This window comes from Mobilisporobacter senegalensis, assembly GCF_003752155.1.
Classification (GTDB): domain Bacteria; phylum Bacillota; class Clostridia; order Lachnospirales; family Lachnospiraceae; genus Mobilisporobacter; species Mobilisporobacter senegalensis.
In genome coordinates, this window is sequence record NZ_RJVG01000005.1 from 1 (window position 1) to 17,683 (window position 17,683).

The window sequence follows — 17,683 nt, forward strand, 5'->3', positions numbered from 1 at the left end:
TAAAGAAAGTGCATTCTGATAAGATAATTCTTAAACCAGAACTACTTAAAAACTAACATTTGCAGGGCAGATATCATTAAATAACAAGATGCCCTGATGAGTGGAATTTAACGATGCACAAGAATTTCCAGTCATCTGATTGTAATGCAAAAAAATCCATAATTTAAACCAAAAATCTGTTGTTTTATCAGGGTATCACTATTCAAAAACGGCTTAATAAAGCCTTGAAAATACTGGGATTGTGGAATTTTGGGGTGCACATAATTCTAATACCAGGATGTGGAACTTCAGATTTCATTCAACGTTGGTATGATGTTACATGGTTATCTATCTGTCAGGAAGGATAATCCATGAATAATAGAAAAAATGCATTACATAACCAAAAACATCTTACCTTATCTGACAGAACTTATATTGAACAAGAATTATTGCAAAAAAGTTCCTTTACTTCTATTGCAAGCAATCTTAAAAAAGATTCTACAACGATTGCAAAAGAAATAAAACGTTACAGCCGGGATGTTCCCGTGAAAGGTAATCGAAGCTGCATCAAATGCAAAAACTATGAAGATTGTGATCTTTTAAGTCGTGAATCATCTTGCAGTCATTACAATAAAAAATACTGTCCCTTTTATTGTAGAAAATGCTATCGTTACTATCCTCCATCAGAGTGCCTTTATTATATCCCATTCCAGTGTGACAAGATTAAGAAACCACCTTATGTCTGTAACTATTGTAATGACCAAAAAGATTGTCCTTTAACCAAGAAAATCTATGATGCTGCCTATGCTCAAAAACAATATGAGAAAACTTTGGTTAAGACCAGGCAAGGTATTAATGTAACACCTGAAGAACTTCAAGAACTAAATGAATTGATATCCCCATTAATTCTAAAAGGTCAGCCTTTAAGTCATATTTTTGCAGTACATGCTGATGAAATCCCTGTATGTAGAAGAACTTTGTATAACTATCTTGATCAACGAATTTTTCAAGCAAGAAACATTGATTTGCCAAGACGTGTCCGTTATAAAAAAAGGAAGAAAAAATCAGCTCCTCGTACAAGTAAAAACTTGCAACAGGTATATCGTAATAAGCGTACTTACATAGACTTTGAGCGATTTATGGAGGCCCACCCAGATGTTGATGTGGTGGAAATGGATACTGTTAAGGGTGGACGTGCCTCTGGAAAATGTCTTCTCACGTTTTTATTCAGAAGCTGTAGCTTTATGTTGGTAATACTTCTTCCAACCTGTACTCAAAAATCTGTGATAGACGCAATAAACAATCTCACGGCTACTCTTGGAATTCGTTTATTTCGTAAATATTTCCCAGTCCTATTGACTGATAATGGCTCAGAATTCAAGAATCCGTGGGATATTGAAACAGATGATGAAGGTAGACACCGCACCTATGTGTTCTTCTGCGATCCGTATGTATCCAATCAAAAATCTCGTTTAGAAAATAACCATGAATACATACGCTATATCATTCCCAAAGGCAGAAGTATGTATAAATACACGCAGGATACCATTAACCTTATGACCAGCCATATCAATTCGACCGCAAGAGACAGTCTAAATGGAGCATCTCCATTTGACCTTGCAGACCTGCTTTTAGACAAAAGAATACCGCTTTTAGCAGGACTGAAAAAAGTCTCCCCAGACGAAGTCATGCTAAAACCGGCATTGATTGAGTCTAATAATTCAAAGGAGGCTGCATATGATGAATAATCTTTCATACAAAGAACTCTTGCAAAAATATCAGTATGCACTTGATGATATCCAAGCCCTCGAAAGCTATTTAAAAGAATCACAAGAAGAAACTGATACCTGGCAAACATACGCAGATTACTTGGAAGGACTCTTAATAGAATCTGGTCTTCTGTAATCAATACCTGATACCTTGAATTATTAAATTTTATGAGCAGATAGATAACCACCAGCAAGTCAAAATCCTATAATTTTCAGAATTGACAGGTGGAATTTATTTTTTCTCAAACTGCTCCAGTTGTCTGTTTGCTATGCAAACAGACATACTTTACAAAACGGATTATAGCACTTTTCAGGGTACTTTTATATAGGGTGCATCACAAAAAGTTGCTCAAAATTAAAAATACGAGGTTAAGTCAGTTGGAACTGGAATTTAGTTTTTCATTTAACCGAAGAAACGATATGGCTATGCTGTTCAAATTGAAAAATCAATAACGGCAGTTTTTATTTTGATAAACTCAAGTTTTCAGCCTTGTCTTACTATGGCGGCAAACGTGGCAAATAACCCATTCAATAGATACGGACATATAATTATCCTCGCTTTTTGTTCTTATAAGCCCACAGCGATGCAAGATATGCTACCAAGCCCAACCCAATTACCCACGCCAAAGATATAACGAGTGCCGTTTTATCTACAACGCCGAAGGTCAATGACCGCAGAGCATCTGTTATAGGTGTGAACGGCTGATACCTTGCGAATACTTGCAACGCATGAGGCATTGTTTCTATGGGAACAAAAGCGGAGGACAGGTAGGGCAAGAACAATGCAACAACCCCAAACACACTGGCACTTTCAGCCGTTTTTGCAATCAACCCAAAGAACAGTGCCGTCCAAGTAAAAGCTACGGTGTATGCCAAAAGCAGTACAATAATCAATCCCCATTCCAACAGTCCGGCAGATGGCCGAAAGCCTATGAGCATGGCTACCAATATAACTAAAAGTGCTGATAACGCATTTCTCATTACTGACGCGGTGACTTGACCTGCAAGAACGCAAGTGCGTGAAATGCTCATGGAGCGAAAACGATCGATAATACCCGCTTGCATATCGACCTGTATCGAAACCGATGTTGTAGCAGCACAGTATCCTATGCAGAGCAGGATAATGGCGGGAGTGACATAGTTCACATAGTTGTAATCCCCTACATTTATTGCCCCGCCGAACACGAATACAAATAGTAGCATCATCACAACGGGCAGCATGATTGCCGTGATGAATGTGTCAAGATTTCTGGTGCTATAAATCACATTGCGCTTTGTCATGGTATATAAATCATGCAAAGGTCGAGATTTTTTCAAAGTAGTCATTATTGTGCCTCCTTATTTTCAACAATCAAGAGAAAGACTTGTTCTAAAGTTTTTGCGTCGGGATATTGGTCAAGTAATTCCTCCGTCGTACCCTCAGCGGTGATAATGCCTTTATCCAAAATGGCAATATGGTCTGCAAGCTGTTCTGCTTCTTCGATGTATTGCGTTGTTAAGAACACGGTCACACCTTGAGTTGTTAGTGTCCTTATTGTTTCCCACATGGCAATACGGCTTTGCGGGTCAAGCCCCGTTGTAGGCTCGTCAAGAAAAACGAGTAGTGGCTCTCCAACCAAACTCATGGCAATATCTAGGCGGCGACGCATCCCCCCCGAATAGGTAGATGTCTGCCTATCGGCGGCATCGGTCAAGCCGAATTGATGAAGCATTTGCTCTGCGACTGCCTTTGGATTTTCCTCATGGCGAAGATTTGCGATTAGTTCAAGATTTTCCCGCCCTGTTAAAAACCCGTCTACTGCCGCATACTGCCCTGTAAGGCTTATGATATGTCGTACATTTTTTGCATCCTTTTGAAGCTCATATCCGCCTATATAAGCTGTTCCATCATCGGCTTTTAGAAGCGTGGAAAGGATATTTACCAGTGTAGTTTTTCCCGCACCGTTTGAGCCGAGCAGACAAAAAATTTCCCCCTTTTTTATTTGAAGATTGATACCGTCAAGTACGCTTACATCTTTGTATGCTTTGCGTACATTGTTGATGGTGATGATGTTTTCTTTTTGCAGTAACATAAAAACTCTCCTTTTCTTAAATGAAATGTAGCAATATACTTACCACTATGAGTGAGTCATTACTCATAGTCTGGTTAAAAAAATATCCTCCCCCTATCCGCTCAAAAAAATGCCTAATAGTGTGTCGACAGAAGGTACAACGAAGTCTGCTCCCAATACATTTTGAAAAAGCCCGATGCCTTGTATAGTAGACATATAGGTAATGGCTAACTCATGCGAGTTGCCGCTGCGAAAGGCGTCGTTTCTTTGACCTCTTTCAATCAGTGCGGCAAGTGCGGCTATCAGCTTTTTGTCCTCTGCAATCAATCTATCTAAAGCATCGTTTTGCAGACCGCTTGTAAAAGCTTGGGTAATGAATGTCAAGTAATTGCTAAACTCGTCATTTTTTTTGTAGTCCTCAACTATCTCGGCGGTCATCTCGGTAAGGATTTCTTTCGGGTCAGCATCGGATAAAAACCGTTCTGTGGTTTCAGACAATCCTGTTATTGCCATGTTTACTAAATCGCTAAACAATTCCTCTTTTGTTTTGTAATGGCGATAAAGTAAACCGATACTGATACCCGCACGGTCTGCAATTTCCTGCACATTTGTCCCTGCAATACCCTTCTTGGCAAATAGATAACTTGCCGCATCTTGTATTTTGTATTTTGTTGCTTGTCGCATTTCTTCAAACTGTTCCTTTGTGCGTGGCATAAAGCAGCCCTCCTTTGAATGAGATTACACTCATTATAAAACAGATGCATTGATTTGTCAAGAGAAGATTGAAAAATTCACAAAGTTTTCATCACACCAACACAAAATCCCGCCGTCGACTGGCGGAAGACCAGCAGACAGCGAGCGGAAATAAACCTTTACACGTTTCCTCAAACAATTTCACGATACCCTATGAATCGTGCAAAGGTTTAGGAATCGTGACATTAGTTCAATACTTTTGCACGATTCATATTTAGGGTGCATATGCAAAATCGGTAGTGCCGCCAAAATCGTCTCTGAAACAGCCACGGTTTTACCCCTGGAAACGAAAAAAGCCCAGCATTACTGGACTTTCTCGCACGGTTGCCCTGTATCAAGACTTCCGTTAAGATATGGCGGAGATTAGAAAAACTCAAACCCTCACATTTTACCCATTGATATGTTTCCGAACACCGCAAATTCGCTAATTTGCAGTAGATATGTTTCCGACTACTGCAAGCTCCTCAAAATCACTGTTGATATGTTCCCGATTACGGCAGTCCATCAAATCACCGCAAATTCGGTGTTTGGATATGTTCTGGGGGACACAAAAAAGAAAGGCCGGAATCCAACTCCGACCTTCGCTTCATTCGCCTATTCTCCAAAGCCCCCGCATTTAAGCCTTTTCGCCGCCTACTCTTGACATCAAGATGACACACTCGACATGCTTTGAGTTGACAAAAATAATGTTGTAGGGATAAAGTTGTTCCTTAGCGGAAGATTTTCCCGATGTAAGAATCACCTCCTACTTCCACATAGACTGTATAGTCATGAGTAATTAAGGAGGCGGCCATTGTCATTCCACGCGCCATACATCTTACCTTTTCTTGTGTTTTCTATAAGTTTATCCAGCCTTTTTTCGAATAACTCCGGTTGATTTTTGACTTGATTAATTGTGTCTATTCGTATTCTCCTGTACAGTTCAGGAAATTGCATGAAATTTTCATAAACTTGGGCAGATTCCTTTAACTTTTTCTCTATTACCTCATTCATTTTATAAGCATTATAGTCAAAATCTGGTAATGCTTTTTTCCCCTCAGCATTCATAAGTCCAATCTTTTCAAGTCGGCGTACACGTTCTTTATTTAGTTCTGTCCATGAACTTTTCTTTGTTCTTGGAGATAGTCTCTGGATAACTTGATTTTCTGTATTTTTTTTCTTAATTCCGTCTATCCAACCAAAACACAGTGCCTCTTCTACTGCATCCAAATATAATAATGTCCCCGGTTTTTGAGTTATGCTTACAATAACCCAACAACATTTTTCTGTGGTGCAATGCGACAGCAGCCAACTCCTTAATTCTTCTCTTGTTGTTACATTGAGTAAATTTTCCATATTATTGTCTGAAACCTCCCACTATAGCATCTACTTTGGTATACAACTTTAATGCTCTTGATGACCTTCCTTCGTTAGGACTTTTATTGACTCCTAATTCTCCTGATACATAAATGAAATCCTGCGAATCACAGCTAACCTTATGAATAAAGATCATATTCAATCATTATACCTCAAAAACCCTGACAAAAGATGTCAGAATTATAGTCGTATAATAAATTCATTAGCTGTGACAATAGTTAATCAAAAATGGAGGTAGATTATATTTAATGTAATTAAAGAAGTGAATTGGTTAGCGATCCTAATAACTGCAATCAATCCAAATATACCACGACCGATTGTATATGGCTGATTAGGGAAAGCTATTTTTCACTTGCGAGGACAATTGGCAGTATGATCCTTTATGTAATGAAATGATAAACTTAGATATTAAGTATGCTCATCTACACATAGATCCTGATGAAAACTAATTTCATCAGGATCTAGAAGTTAAAAAAGTACCCAAAACAAAATTATTCCTTATGCAAAAAGGAATGACCCATGTTGTAATAAACGAAATAACAAAGCAACTAAAAAATCCTAAACTTTTCAATAGGAGCATTAAATGTTATATGGGATACTTGTGCCCACCACTACCTCTTCAATTTTCTCCTATCCTTGGCTATCAATCTTTTTTCACAACAGGCAACCAAGCCTCACATCGGTAATCATCCGCTAGTTGATCTCCTTCAAAATATACCTCAATATCAGGTGCTTACTCCTAAAATACCATAGGGTTCTCTGTCCAAGTATGAGCATATTGTAGGGATTATTCCGCTTTGTGCCGTCTTGTGCCAAAACAGCGGTACATTCGCAAAATTCTCCTCGATGTTAATCGTATAATGTTCTTTTACTCCTACAATTTTGAATGCACCTTTTTTCTCAATTCTGTAATTCATTTCCACATCTCCTTTGATTGTTACTGGAAGCAAATTGGTGGAAATGCTTTGAGTATAATACCACTCTGTTTAGCAATAGACGGCGCTATACCATGAACACTCTGAAAAGCACGATTAAATGCCGTTGGAGATTCATAGCCGTATTTAAGTGCAATATCTATCACTTTTTCATTTCCGTTTTGCAAATCAAAAGCCGCACGGGTCATTTTTCTGCGTCTTATGTACTCAGATAACGGAACTTCGGCAAGATACGAGAACATACGCTGAAAATGAAATACTGAACAATGCGCGATTTGGGCCATCTTCTCCATGTCAATTGTGTCTGTCAAATGCTCTTCAATATAATTTACTGCAGTATTTAATTGCTTCAGCCATTCCACAAAAACACCTCCTTACAATCATAAGTTTACCTTGTATAATACAAATGCGCCTCTCTTTTACTGCACAAATTTGAGAGGTTCTAAAATATAGTCGGAATTATCGACGCTACTTTTAACATTTTTCCCTTCTTGTCATGTGCGCTTATAATAACATAATTGATTATTTTTAAGTTTCTCGGAAAAAAATATTTCCAAACCACTATTCCTCATCAGAATTACTGTCTCAACATGTAGTATCCCATTACTCTTATAGAATGAGATCATTTCTGATTTGATCTTTCCACTTATTGATATTTTCGATTGCATTTTGCTCTCCACCTAAATATATATCTTCAATCGTCATAGACCAAAGTCTTAGTCCTCGCTTTCTTTCTTCGTTTGGAATGGGGTTTGTTATTTTACCTACTGATTTGACCATTTCGCGATTCTTCTTAAGAATATATGGTGTATCCCAATTATTGTCATAAGCATCAATAAATAGATTCACTAAATGCTTGTATCCTTTTTCTGTATAATTTGAAGGATGTTGTATCATATAACATGAGACAAGCCAAAAATGTAGTTCATACAGTTTGGGATCATTATGTTCCCAAACAAGGGGAAATTCGAATAGCTCATAGCATGAATATCCGTTTGTCTCTCTGGCTCCACATTCTATACATCTACCAGATTCCATAACCGTACTATTATCAACCATTTATCATCAAACTCCTTTAGTGTAAATACTATACTGATAAGTATAGTCCATGACGTAGCTTAAATGTCAACTTATATAAAATTGTTACTTTAGTTGATCCAAACATAATGCTGATGTTAACATTTCAAGATTATTAAATATCTTCTCCTCATCCCAGTTCCACCACTGAAGCTTTAGTAAGCATTCAACCTTTTCATCACTAAATCGTTTTCTGATGAATTTAGCTGGATTTCCACCATATATTGTATAGGACTCAACATTTTTTACTACAGTTGAATTCGTAGCAATGATTGCACCGTCACCAATTTTAACACCTGGCATAATGGTTACATTTTGACCTATCCAAACATCATTCCCAATCACTGTATCTCCCTTAAAGGGTAATTGTTCTACTGCAGGAGTAACCTTTTCCCAACCGCTACCAAATATATTAAAGGGATAGGTTGTTATGCCATCCATCCTATGATTTGCTCCATTCATAACAAACTTAACGCCCTCTGCTATTGCGCAAAATTTACCTATGATTAACTTATCTCCTAAAAATTCGTAATGGTGCTCTATATTATCATAAAATTTCTCAGGAGACTTTTTATTATCACTATAATAAGTATATTCTCCGATTTCTACATTCGGTCGTTTAGGTAAATTACTTATATAACAGACTGTTTTTATATTTTCATTTGGATATAATTTTTTCTTATCTGGTCCTATCATAAAATACACGCTCACTTTCATTTTTTATCATATTTCTACAAAAGTCCATATTTTTAGAAAACTTATTAATTACTAGTACACTAACTGGCAAATTTATACTTCCCAATCTGCAGCTTGTTAGAGAATACAAATTGAAATTAGGCTGGCGACATCTTTACCTGGTTATGAAGTATTCATTGACTCTATTGGCCAGTTTAGTGATTGATTCAATATCCTGTTCAGTTAATTGTTCAATAAAATACTTCTTAACTCCCTTATAAATTATTGGATAAGCATTTTCCAAAGTCATTTTTCCAACATCAGTAATAGATACTTCAACGCCAGTTTTGTTATTAAAAGGTGCTCTAATAACTAGCCCTCTTTTTTCCATTCTAGTCAGGTGATGAGACAATCTGCTTTTTGTCCATTCCACCGCCTCAGACAATTCGTGTTGACGAAGCGTACCACCACCTAAACACATCAGTCTGTCCAATATAATAAAATCACCTTCCGATAACCCAGTGTTTTCTATGGAATCCTTTTCTATACGACCATATATGCTTTTAAATGTTTTTTTCCACATATGCCATATTTTGATTTCCTCTTCTGTTAATAATGAATTATTCATAATACACTCCTCTACTTTTTAGCTTAGAAATATTATAACAAAATTATGTTGACATATCAACCCAACCATAGTAAGATTAATTATAGTTGATATGTCAACCCGATAATATTTATTAAATTAAGGAGTTTAATACAATGAATAATCAAAACACTTTTTTAAAAAATGATAACAATCAAAGGTTTCCTCGAGAACATGCTTTCATCGGGAGTGCTGCTAAGATACCTGTTAGCACTCCTACTCCGGTGCTATCTGTTAGCCCTGTAATATTGCCAAGTCAAGAAAGAATGGTTGATTTGGAAGTTCGTGTCACAGTTCCGACTACAGGAAGTAACCTTCCAATTGTTCTTTTATCCCATGGACTAGGACATTCCAATTTTATATCTTCATTATATGGATATGGACCATTTGTGAACTTTTTAGCTTCACATGGTTTCGTTGTCATTCAACCAACACATCTAGATTCAAGAATGCTTAGTTTGGATTTGCAGGCTCCTGATGCACCAGTAGTATGGAAATCCCGAGTTGAAGACATGACCAATATTCTTGATCAACTTGATGCTATCGTGACAGAGGTTCCTGGGCTCGCAGGACGTACCAATCATGATCTCATTGCTGTTATTGGGCATTCAATGGGTGCACTCACTGCCGGAATGTTATTAGGTGAACAATTGACAATGGAAGATGGAACTATTATTGATATGTCGGATGCTCGTATTAAGGCCGGCGTACTTCTTGCTTCACCTGGTAATGGTGGTAATGATTTATCCCCAGCTACATATGAAATGTTTCCTTTCTATCGAAATCCAATCTTTTCAAAAATGGTTAAACCCACTCTTGTTATTGCCGGAGATGCAGACTCTGAATCCCCTTGGACAAATCGAGGTGCTGATTGGCATACTGACCCTTATACATTAAGTCCGGGACCAAAATGTTTGGTTACTATCCCTGGTGGAATGCATTCACTTGGAGGGATTTCTGGCTATGATGCAGCTGAGTCCATAGATGAAAATCCAGAGCGAGCGGCTACTGTTGCAAGACTTACTTGGGCGTATCTATGTAGTGCATTAATACCTGAAAACTCTGCATGGTCTTCTGCCTGTGATGTTATGGCTAAGATGACTAATTTGGGAAAAGTAGAATGTAAATGACAAGGGTCCATGAATAAGTTTCCATGCCATAACAACCTATTGCAAAGCCCCTAAAATAAAAAAAGACCCCAGAAATCACCGTATACAGGCGACTGATATGCTCCCCTTAAGGTAGACAGTTTAAATAATAAAACTGTCTACCTTAAGGGGAGCATATTTTTATGAAAAGAAAATCTAATTATTCCCTTGAACAAAAACTCTGGGCGATTAATAGAATCTTAAGCGGAGAAGATTCTATACTTCATACTGTTTCTTTATTAGGGTGTAGTGATGTAACCATTCATGAATGGCTACGAAATTATCAATCAAGTGGGCTAAGTGGAATCACAATATCTGCTAAAAATACTATATATCCTGATAGTGTTAAGGTAGCTGCGGTTGAGGACTATTTAAAAGGAATTGGTTCATTACGTGAAATTTGTCAAAAATACAGTATTCGCTCACCCAGGCAACTTCGTAGCTGTATTATGAAGTATAATAGTCATGAAGAACTAAAAACTTCTGGATCAGGAGGAGCACCTATCATGACTAAAGGAAGATCAACAACTTATGATGAGCGATTAGAAATCGTTCCATACTGGATAGAACACCAAACTAGTTATGTCGAGACAGCTGATAAATATCGGGTATCATATCAATAAGTTTATTCTTGGATGAAGAAGTATGAATCTAAAGGAATAGAGGGTTTATTTGAAAAACGTGGGAAAATAAAGGCTGAAGATGAGATGCCTGAACTTGAAAAATTACGTGCGAAGAATAAACTTCTAAAGGCACAAAATCGTAGGCAAGAACTGGAGATGGCATTCCTAAAAAAACTCGACGAAATCGAAAGGAGGCGGTTTTAAGCCAAGTCCAAAACGAAACTATTTATCTAGCTATTCGAGAAATACACATGGTAAAAGGATGTTCCATTTCAGAATTATGCAGATTTGCTGGAATCCCACGATCTTCCTACTATAAATGGTTGAATCGCCAAGAAAGTAAGAATGAGCAGTTTAATCAAACACTTCTTTCACTAATCAAAAATGCTTATAAAGAAAAAGGTGGAATTCTTGGATATAGACAGATGACCATAAAGTTGAACCGAGAAAATGATTTTCATGTAAATCAAAAACGTATTTATAGGCTTATGCAAATACTAAATCTTAAATCTGTTTGTAGACGAAAGAAAAAGAATTACATAAAATCCACATCACAAGTTACCGCTGAGAATATATTGAATCGTGAATTTAGGGCAGATCAGTTTGGTTAAAAGTGGCTTACTGATGTAACAGAAATGAAATATGGAGCAACTAGTAAAGTATATCTAAGTGCAATCCTAGATTTAGGAGATAAAAGCATTGTTTCATTTGTTATCGGACATTCAAATAATAATACTCTTGTATTTAAAACATTTGATGTGGCTCACGTGCAATACTCTGATGTTAAACCAATCTTTCATAGTGATCGAAGATTTCAGTATACAACAAAGACTTTTAAGAAAAAGCTTGATGATGCAGGAATGACACAAAGTATGTCCAGGGTATCAAGATGCATAAATAACGGTCCAATGGAAGCATTCTGGGGAATGTTAAAGTCAGAAATGTATTATTTGAAAAGTTTTAACACATACAATGAACTGGAACAAGCAGTCATTGATTACATAGATTATTATAACAACGGTCGATATCAAAAGCGACTAAATTGCATGACACCATTAGAATACAGAGAGTATTTGAAGAATAAAGCAGCATAAAAAAGTCTCCAACCATGATTGCTTAGCTGGAGATAAAAAACTTTTTATTATTTTACCTGTCTACTTGACAGGGAGCACTTCAATCGCTCTAAGGCTTGGTATTACTAAGTTTTAACGTGAAAGCTTAACTACCGTCTCAACGTGGCTCGAGTTGATGGAATTGATGTCACTTGAACCGTACGTTCACGGAAACATATCAATGGGTTTTTTGGTGTTTTTCCGAAAACCGACGTTCAAGGGAACATATCTATTATTCAACACGGCTTCAGTTACAGGCATTCAAACTCAACCCTATTGCACCATTATGAAGAATTTTTTACCCAAAGTAATTTACTTTGGTTTATTCTTAAGTTTAACTGCTATGAGAATCATACTAATAACAGTAGGTCCTGCGACTTTTAGAAAATTATCTCTTTTTTCTTTTTTGTCATGCTTGCAATGCAAGCAATACTTTCCGTCAAGAACTGGATTGTTGCACCCTTTATTCTTACATTTTTTTAATTCAGCATTATTCATCGGATTGTCCCTCCAAGCAAATAATTGTATTTTCGTTTTTCTCTTCAATAAAAGCTATGCAACTGTTAATCAACTTCATAGGAATCGACTGAAAATCTTCTGGAACTGAATCGCTTTTCCCTGAAGAACAGATTAAATCCCAAGCAATATATTTGTTACCTTTATATTCGATTTTTTTTAGTAATACCTGCTTAACAAAAGTTTCATGCTCCTTGATAACTGCCAGTTGAGCGTTGGGTTCACCGAGAGCTTGGAATGAATACAAAGACATTTGTACAGCATTATTCATTGCAATAATAGCAAGATTAATATCACATACAATCTTTTCCATATCTTTAACCTTAGGAGTTTTATCACCACCAAGTAGAAGGATGTCAGTCTTAATTTGAAATGCGAGTTCTGCTCGAGCAGAATTGGCATCACGGATAGCTTGTATTAGCAATTGACGTTGTGAACCTTCTTCTGATATAGCAAGTGCCTGTATGAAACAACTTCTACTGCTTAAAAGTTTAGCCATGCGGTCATCACGTTGGCCTTGTATTACTCTTCCAAAATTAAACTCACAAGTCTCTGATATTTCTATAAGTCCATTATTAATTTGATTTAACTGATTTTGCATAGAAAGGCACTGCGCAGCACCAGTAATGTCTACTGGTATTGTTTTAGTGCTTAATGGAATATCCTTAATTTTTTTATTCTTACCGTATTCCTTTCCGTTCACAATAAGTCCTTTAACTGTACTACGTATTTGAAGATAGAATGCATCGGAAGTATTTTTACACGGTATAATTTCAACTTTTCCTTCTTGCAAAAAATTTTTAATTTCATATGTAAGCAAGTCAATTCTTGGAATATATTCACTTTTGTTTTGCAAATTATCTGTGGCGCTTTGTAAGGCTGGAACTGAATCAATAAATTGCTCAACTTTTCTCACTAAATTATCCGAAGTTCTTTTTTGTATTGCAGGTGTTAATGTAAATACAGTATTTTCATAGCTATACAAATTTTCATCTAACACATCTATGCTAGACATATCCTTAATCACAAGAAATTGCTGCTCATCCATTTTGACCCTCCGTATGCATATTAATCCTATTTTCTTATGTCAACGCTTTTTAAATCAGATATGTAATCATACCCTTTAAGTGTTGTGACAAATATTTCACCTTTTGTTCCCTTTTCCTCGATATATCCTTCTTTCAATAACTCTCTTAACGAATCCTCCCATTTGGCAACTTCACGGCGTTCTTGAGATGTAATAAATTCGATCTTTCCAACGCATATAGATGTACCATCTAAAGTTTCTATTTTTATGATAGTTCCTTGTGGATCAGAACATGCAGTCTTTAAAAGATATTGTGAATTCTCAGATAATTTACCGTTTGTGTTTTGTTTATAAATAGCATTTATAAATTCATTTCTTTTTTCTTCCCATCGAACATCATTTATTCTTGTTAATCCAAATTCTTCTATTATAGAATCTTTTAATTGTCCAAGTTTATTTTTAACATCAGTTAATTCATTATCCAATTTTAAACCTATTTGACGTGGATTGATTGCTCCTTTTATTTCCTTGAATTCAAACCCTGGTAATAGAATTGTCGTATATTTATTTTGTAAAATCCATGAGGCACCCATTTCATTCATACATGCAACACTGTCATAATAGTTATCTGATAATATAAAAATAACATGTAATTCATGATTTTGAAACTGCTGTTTTAAATATTCATATATGTCTTCATTAAGGGGTATATCATACCCCGTTATAGATGAACAGAATACTTGCTGTTCATTTAATCCTATACCATCAAATAGTTCAATTAATTTTGAAACATAGTCTTTATCTAAACTTGAATGACTAATAAATATCTTAGGACTTTTTTGATTCACTGTTTGAACCTCCTCTGTTTTGTTGGATGTAGATAATGGCGAAGCATAGTATTTATCTATATTTTTACTTACGGCGATCAAACCACCTGCAAGTTCATTGAAATACTGCTCGTCCTTCCAACCATTAAACCTTTGTTGAAGAATTACTAATAGGCTCCATATAAACTTATCATTAGTTCTATCATATATTTCTTGCAATACAAGTTGTATTTCTTGTTTCCAATTAGAAAATTCCGGGGTATCGAATATAGTATTACGTGAAGGAAATCCTCCTCCACCCCCTTTAATATGAAAATGCGATCTAATATTGTCAATTTTACGAATTAAATCTAATAACTCACTTTTCAATTTATTCACCTCATATACTATAAAAATCTTTGGTATCAATAATTTACTGCATAGTGAATTTAATATATCCCACTAAATCCTACTACTCTACGCCTTAATATCATACCTACTAAGCAGGTGTTCAAGTGTAATCTTTATTCCTACACTTTCCAGTACTTCTTTTCTCTCAGCATAAAGCTTTTTTATTAAAACATATGCATCCTTTCCATAATGAATTTGATTATGGCAATTGCTACATAGGGAAACAATATTTTCTTCCCTATCTAGCGAAACTTCAAATTCATCTGAAAATGCCATCGGAACAAGATGGTGCGGCTCTGTATATCTCTTATTAGATTTCTTCCGAATAAAAGTAGGATGGGCTGCGTCAACTTCACATTTATAATGAGCGTGTGCCAGCGCATTAATCGCTGTTTGCCTATCTCTTGGATATGTTTTATGTCCGTTTGTATATACTGGTGCGGCCTTAGCTTTCGGCTCACCTGAGTATTCGAAATTATCTACTTTTCCAACATTAGCTAGCTTTAGTTCTTTAATCAGGCTATTATCTTCCTGTTCTTCTGCTTCTGTATCGACAATATTATTCAGTTCTGGAAATAGTGCTGCCATTGCTTTTGCTAACTTAGGACGTAACTTCCATTCGAATCTGCTGTCCTCACGATATCTTCCCCAGAACGGAATTCTCCACCATACCTGTTTTCCACCATCACCATAGACCGGATCCAGTCCAAGTTCGTCTGCAATTCGTTTTGCTAAACTCACTACCGGTGAAATATATGAAGTTGGTGATACTCCGTCCTGAATACTCAAATCATAGCAAGACGTTGCATGATTATCCGCCAGGTAAAATCGCTTTAATAATTCAATATCCTCTGACTTGAAAATTTCCGAATTCTGAAGGAGCTCTTTCCATTGGCCAATTGTTATGCCAATATGAACTACGTAATCACGTGGATATTCTCTATCTCTTTCGTCCTGCGCATCTTTCTCTGATTTTTCCACTTCAAAAGGTCTTCCGAAAGATGAATATAAAAAATTACTGAAAATATGATTATTCCAGCTCTTCATTTCTGGTCTGCTTTTTTTCCATTTAACCAGCTTAATCTGCTTTGTCAGAATATCATCATCTGGTGAAACCTGAATATCAAGTTTCTGCATGAAATAGTTAAGATGTTCATCTGAGAATATGCAGAGGTAATCTTCCGGGAAATATACTGCCAGTATCTTTCCTCTAAATAAAGGAGCAAACTCACATTTCCGGATTGCATCCAAGTCTTTTTTCTCTCCATCCATACGAAGATACACAATCTGCTTCTTTATTTCCTGCAGTGCTTCGTCTGGATCCTCACCAAACTTCTTAGTACAGCGATACTTTTCCTCGGTATCTTCACCACTTTTTCCGTAATAAAGGCCAAACTTTGCTGATGTAGCACCATGAATATTTCCAAGGTCCTTTAACTCTGTTTCCAATCGATAACAGAAACTGCTCTTACTTCCCAAACCAACGACATATTCTTCCTTTTTCATATTCATGAGCTTGTTCATATTGAAGTCGTTTACAAACTTAACACGTAAATCTTCAAGTTCCTGTTCCCTTGGAAGTATCTCTGGCAATTTCTTCTGAAACTGCTTAATCAAGCTATTAATAATCTCAGCAGGCTGACCGGAAAGTAACGATATAATTTCGTCATCTTCCTGCTCTGTTGGAATAGCAACTCCAGGATTAGTCTTACCTGCAGTCGTATCCAGTAGGAAAATACCCATCTCCTTAGTAATAGGGAACAAATATCCCATGTTTCCAGAGCCATTCTTGTCAAATGGGCTATATTTATCTGGCTGCATCAATTTTAATTTATCCCAGTAGTCCTTTGGAGCAATTGCATGTGGAAAAACAAAATAATCTGTATCAACACGCCAACCTTCCTTTGTCCATGCATCAGCTGAAAGTTCGCCCGGTCTGTCTGCTGTATAAGAATCTGTATTTGCAATACTAACTGCAGCTACGTGCTGTTTATATCCGTGAAATATTACATCACCCTTTTTAACTTCCTGCATACGTGTCCAGTGATGATTTTGAGTACCATCCTTTGCATATTTTGGTGCCCACAAGTATTCTCCGGTGCATTCCTCATCGAAACTCTTGTTTTGGAATACATAGAAATACTGTGGGTTACCTATATTAGACACTATAGAATATGTAAAAGGAGCTGAGCTTCCTGTTTTTTTAGCCAAGCCTTGGCTTTCCATAAACTGAAGCTCTGAAAAAACATTTGCCTGATGCTTTCCTAACTCATACATCAAATCCGTTAGTTCTCTTGCCGTAACTGGTCTATTGTAGGCCCTTTGTAAAATTGTAATTGCCTCACGTCTAGTTTTAGGAACTTTACCTTTCTTATAATAGCCATCAAATGTGGTGCCACCAGTTTCTATTACTGAAAACAAGTAGGCCGATAGTTCTGATGTCACCTTACTAGGTCCTTGGACAGTCTTCAATCCATTTTTCCTCAAATGGTTATACCCAAGCTTTATATTATTGAATTTTTCCTGCAGAGTAATCTCCATATATCTTCCGTAGTTTCCGTATTGGGTATCATCAATTACAAATTCGGTATCATCTATTTCATGTTCTTCTAATTCTACCTTGGTAGCTAAACATTTAAAACGGATCTTTCCAACAGGAGCACCAACATAGATATAGATTATATCTCCAACCTCAACATTGGTACTCTGCTTCCAGTCGATTTTATTTAATTTTTCAAAGGCACCTTCTACATCATAAGCACCAGTGTTACATGTAATAATCCATTCTGTCATGTTGAC

19 protein-coding genes and 1 pseudogene are annotated in these 17,683 nt (G+C 36.5%); 7 read left to right on the forward strand and 13 right to left on the reverse strand.

All coding sequences use genetic code 11. The features are described from left to right. Nucleotides 1-350 precede the first annotated feature (350 nt). Nucleotides 351-1,727 carry an IS30 family transposase gene (locus EDD66_RS09060; RefSeq protein WP_123609256.1) on the forward strand — a complete coding sequence of 459 codons (1,377 nt, stop codon included), beginning with the start codon at nucleotides 351-353 and terminating at the stop codon, nucleotides 1,725-1,727. Beyond that, the gene (locus EDD66_RS18415; RefSeq protein ID WP_170164304.1) at nucleotides 1,717-1,884 is read left to right on the forward strand and encodes a hypothetical protein; all 168 of its coding nucleotides are present in this window, start codon (nucleotides 1,717-1,719) and stop codon (nucleotides 1,882-1,884) included. The genes EDD66_RS09060 and EDD66_RS18415 overlap by 11 nt, the downstream gene beginning before the upstream one ends. A 413-nt stretch (nucleotides 1,885-2,297) precedes the next feature. Here EDD66_RS18415 and EDD66_RS09065 read toward each other — a convergent pair whose 3' ends face one another. The 9 genes from EDD66_RS09065 to EDD66_RS09100 form a co-directional block, all read right to left on the reverse strand. Continuing rightward, complete coding sequence (locus EDD66_RS09065) at nucleotides 2,298-3,074, reverse strand: ABC transporter permease (RefSeq protein ID WP_123609257.1); 777 nt, start codon at nucleotides 3,072-3,074, stop codon at nucleotides 2,298-2,300. Beyond that, a complete protein-coding gene (locus EDD66_RS09070) occupies nucleotides 3,074-3,820 on the reverse strand; it encodes an ABC transporter ATP-binding protein (protein ID WP_123609258.1) in 747 nt (248 codons plus the stop codon). The genes EDD66_RS09065 and EDD66_RS09070 overlap by 1 nt, the downstream gene beginning before the upstream one ends. A 93-nt stretch (nucleotides 3,821-3,913) precedes the next feature. Beyond that, nucleotides 3,914-4,513, reverse strand: a complete 600-nt coding sequence (locus tag EDD66_RS09075; RefSeq protein ID WP_123609259.1) for a TetR/AcrR family transcriptional regulator — start codon at nucleotides 4,511-4,513, stop codon at nucleotides 3,914-3,916. 807 nt (nucleotides 4,514-5,320) lie between these two features. Continuing rightward, nucleotides 5,321-5,887 carry a YdeI/OmpD-associated family protein gene (locus EDD66_RS09080; protein WP_123609260.1) on the reverse strand — a complete coding sequence of 189 codons (567 nt, stop codon included), beginning with the start codon at nucleotides 5,885-5,887 and terminating at the stop codon, nucleotides 5,321-5,323. 746 nt (nucleotides 5,888-6,633) lie between these two features. Beyond that, nucleotides 6,634-6,825 (reverse strand): GyrI-like domain-containing protein, encoded by a 192-nt coding sequence (locus EDD66_RS18875; RefSeq protein ID WP_330511009.1) that lies wholly within the window; start codon nucleotides 6,823-6,825, stop codon nucleotides 6,634-6,636. A gap of 20 nt (nucleotides 6,826-6,845) precedes the next feature. Continuing rightward, nucleotides 6,846-7,205 (reverse strand): helix-turn-helix transcriptional regulator, encoded by a 360-nt coding sequence (locus EDD66_RS18880; protein ID WP_330511010.1) that lies wholly within the window; start codon nucleotides 7,203-7,205, stop codon nucleotides 6,846-6,848. Between the two features lie 247 nt (nucleotides 7,206-7,452). Then, on the reverse strand, nucleotides 7,453-7,902 hold the full coding sequence (locus EDD66_RS09090) for a DUF5946 family protein (protein ID WP_123609261.1): 450 nt from the start codon (nucleotides 7,900-7,902) through the stop codon (nucleotides 7,453-7,455). Nucleotides 7,903-7,986: 84 nt separating this feature from the next. Then, nucleotides 7,987-8,616 carry a Vat family streptogramin A O-acetyltransferase gene (locus EDD66_RS09095; protein ID WP_123609262.1) on the reverse strand — a complete coding sequence of 210 codons (630 nt, stop codon included), beginning with the start codon at nucleotides 8,614-8,616 and terminating at the stop codon, nucleotides 7,987-7,989. Between the two features lie 154 nt (nucleotides 8,617-8,770). Next, nucleotides 8,771-9,223 (reverse strand): MarR family winged helix-turn-helix transcriptional regulator, encoded by a 453-nt coding sequence (locus EDD66_RS09100; RefSeq protein ID WP_123609263.1) that lies wholly within the window; start codon nucleotides 9,221-9,223, stop codon nucleotides 8,771-8,773. A gap of 134 nt (nucleotides 9,224-9,357) precedes the next feature. Here EDD66_RS09100 and EDD66_RS09105 point away from each other — a divergent pair, with 134 nt between their 5' ends. The 5 genes and pseudogenes from EDD66_RS09105 to EDD66_RS09125 form a co-directional block, all read left to right on the forward strand. Beyond that, complete coding sequence (locus tag EDD66_RS09105) at nucleotides 9,358-10,371, forward strand: alpha/beta hydrolase family protein (protein WP_123609264.1); 1,014 nt, start codon at nucleotides 9,358-9,360, stop codon at nucleotides 10,369-10,371. Nucleotides 10,372-10,532: 161 nt separating this feature from the next. Further along, nucleotides 10,533-11,012, forward strand: a complete 480-nt coding sequence (locus tag EDD66_RS09110) for a helix-turn-helix domain-containing protein (RefSeq protein WP_123609265.1) — start codon at nucleotides 10,533-10,535, stop codon at nucleotides 11,010-11,012. A 12-nt stretch (nucleotides 11,013-11,024) separates the two neighbouring features. Beyond that, a complete protein-coding gene (locus EDD66_RS09115; RefSeq protein ID WP_123609266.1) occupies nucleotides 11,025-11,216 on the forward strand; it encodes a hypothetical protein in 192 nt (63 codons plus the stop codon). Between the two features lie 47 nt (nucleotides 11,217-11,263). After that, complete coding sequence (locus tag EDD66_RS09120) at nucleotides 11,264-11,623, forward strand: IS3 family transposase (RefSeq protein ID WP_123609267.1); 360 nt, start codon at nucleotides 11,264-11,266, stop codon at nucleotides 11,621-11,623. 12 nt (nucleotides 11,624-11,635) lie between these two features. Then, nucleotides 11,636-12,106: pseudogene (locus EDD66_RS09125) on the forward strand (transposase); the annotation flags it as partial. A gap of 330 nt (nucleotides 12,107-12,436) precedes the next feature. Here the strand turns inward: EDD66_RS09125 and EDD66_RS09130 are convergent. From EDD66_RS09130 to EDD66_RS09145, 4 genes are all read right to left on the reverse strand, one after another. Next, nucleotides 12,437-12,622 carry a hypothetical protein gene (locus EDD66_RS09130; RefSeq protein ID WP_123609269.1) on the reverse strand — a complete coding sequence of 62 codons (186 nt, stop codon included), beginning with the start codon at nucleotides 12,620-12,622 and terminating at the stop codon, nucleotides 12,437-12,439. Beyond that, nucleotides 12,615-13,688 carry a hypothetical protein gene (locus EDD66_RS09135; protein WP_123609270.1) on the reverse strand — a complete coding sequence of 358 codons (1,074 nt, stop codon included), beginning with the start codon at nucleotides 13,686-13,688 and terminating at the stop codon, nucleotides 12,615-12,617. Before EDD66_RS09135 ends, EDD66_RS09130 begins: the two co-directional genes overlap by 8 nt. Before the next feature lie 26 nt (nucleotides 13,689-13,714). Next, the gene (locus EDD66_RS09140; RefSeq protein WP_123609271.1) at nucleotides 13,715-14,863 is read right to left on the reverse strand and encodes a toll/interleukin-1 receptor domain-containing protein; all 1,149 of its coding nucleotides are present in this window, start codon (nucleotides 14,861-14,863) and stop codon (nucleotides 13,715-13,717) included. 87 nt (nucleotides 14,864-14,950) lie between these two features. After that, nucleotides 14,951-17,677: an HNH endonuclease gene (locus EDD66_RS09145; protein ID WP_123609272.1), complete on the reverse strand. Its 2,727-nt coding sequence runs from the start codon at nucleotides 17,675-17,677 to the stop codon at nucleotides 14,951-14,953. Nucleotides 17,678-17,683: the final 6 nt, after the last annotated feature.

Excerpts from the sequence above, each read along its gene's own strand:
- EDD66_RS09105 (WP_123609264.1), top strand. The coding sequence starts at position 9,358 with ATGAATAATCAAAACACTTTTTTAAAAAATGATAACAATCAAAGGTTT.
- EDD66_RS09090 (WP_123609261.1), bottom strand. The coding sequence starts at position 7,902 with ATGGTTGATAATAGTACGGTTATGGAATCTGGTAGATGTATAGAATGT.
- EDD66_RS09110 (WP_123609265.1), top strand. The coding sequence starts at position 10,533 with ATGAAAAGAAAATCTAATTATTCCCTTGAACAAAAACTCTGGGCGATT.
- EDD66_RS09115 (WP_123609266.1), top strand. The coding sequence starts at position 11,025 with ATGAAGAAGTATGAATCTAAAGGAATAGAGGGTTTATTTGAAAAACGT.
- EDD66_RS09075 (WP_123609259.1), bottom strand. The coding sequence starts at position 4,513 with ATGCCACGCACAAAGGAACAGTTTGAAGAAATGCGACAAGCAACAAAA.
- EDD66_RS09100 (WP_123609263.1), bottom strand. The coding sequence starts at position 9,223 with ATGAATAATTCATTATTAACAGAAGAGGAAATCAAAATATGGCATATG.
- EDD66_RS09095 (WP_123609262.1), bottom strand. The coding sequence starts at position 8,616 with ATGATAGGACCAGATAAGAAAAAATTATATCCAAATGAAAATATAAAA.
- EDD66_RS09135 (WP_123609270.1), bottom strand. The coding sequence starts at position 13,688 with ATGGATGAGCAGCAATTTCTTGTGATTAAGGATATGTCTAGCATAGAT.
- EDD66_RS18415 (WP_170164304.1), top strand. The coding sequence starts at position 1,717 with ATGATGAATAATCTTTCATACAAAGAACTCTTGCAAAAATATCAGTAT.
- EDD66_RS09070 (WP_123609258.1), bottom strand. The coding sequence starts at position 3,820 with ATGTTACTGCAAAAAGAAAACATCATCACCATCAACAATGTACGCAAA.
- EDD66_RS09080 (WP_123609260.1), bottom strand. The coding sequence starts at position 5,887 with ATGGAAAATTTACTCAATGTAACAACAAGAGAAGAATTAAGGAGTTGG.
- EDD66_RS09060 (WP_123609256.1), top strand. The coding sequence starts at position 351 with ATGAATAATAGAAAAAATGCATTACATAACCAAAAACATCTTACCTTA.
- EDD66_RS09130 (WP_123609269.1), bottom strand. The coding sequence starts at position 12,622 with ATGAATAATGCTGAATTAAAAAAATGTAAGAATAAAGGGTGCAACAAT.
- EDD66_RS09145 (WP_123609272.1), bottom strand. The coding sequence starts at position 17,677 with ATGACAGAATGGATTATTACATGTAACACTGGTGCTTATGATGTAGAA.
- EDD66_RS18875 (WP_330511009.1), bottom strand. The coding sequence starts at position 6,825 with ATGAATTACAGAATTGAGAAAAAAGGTGCATTCAAAATTGTAGGAGTA.
- EDD66_RS09065 (WP_123609257.1), bottom strand. The coding sequence starts at position 3,074 with ATGACTACTTTGAAAAAATCTCGACCTTTGCATGATTTATATACCATG.
- EDD66_RS09120 (WP_123609267.1), top strand. The coding sequence starts at position 11,264 with ATGGTAAAAGGATGTTCCATTTCAGAATTATGCAGATTTGCTGGAATC.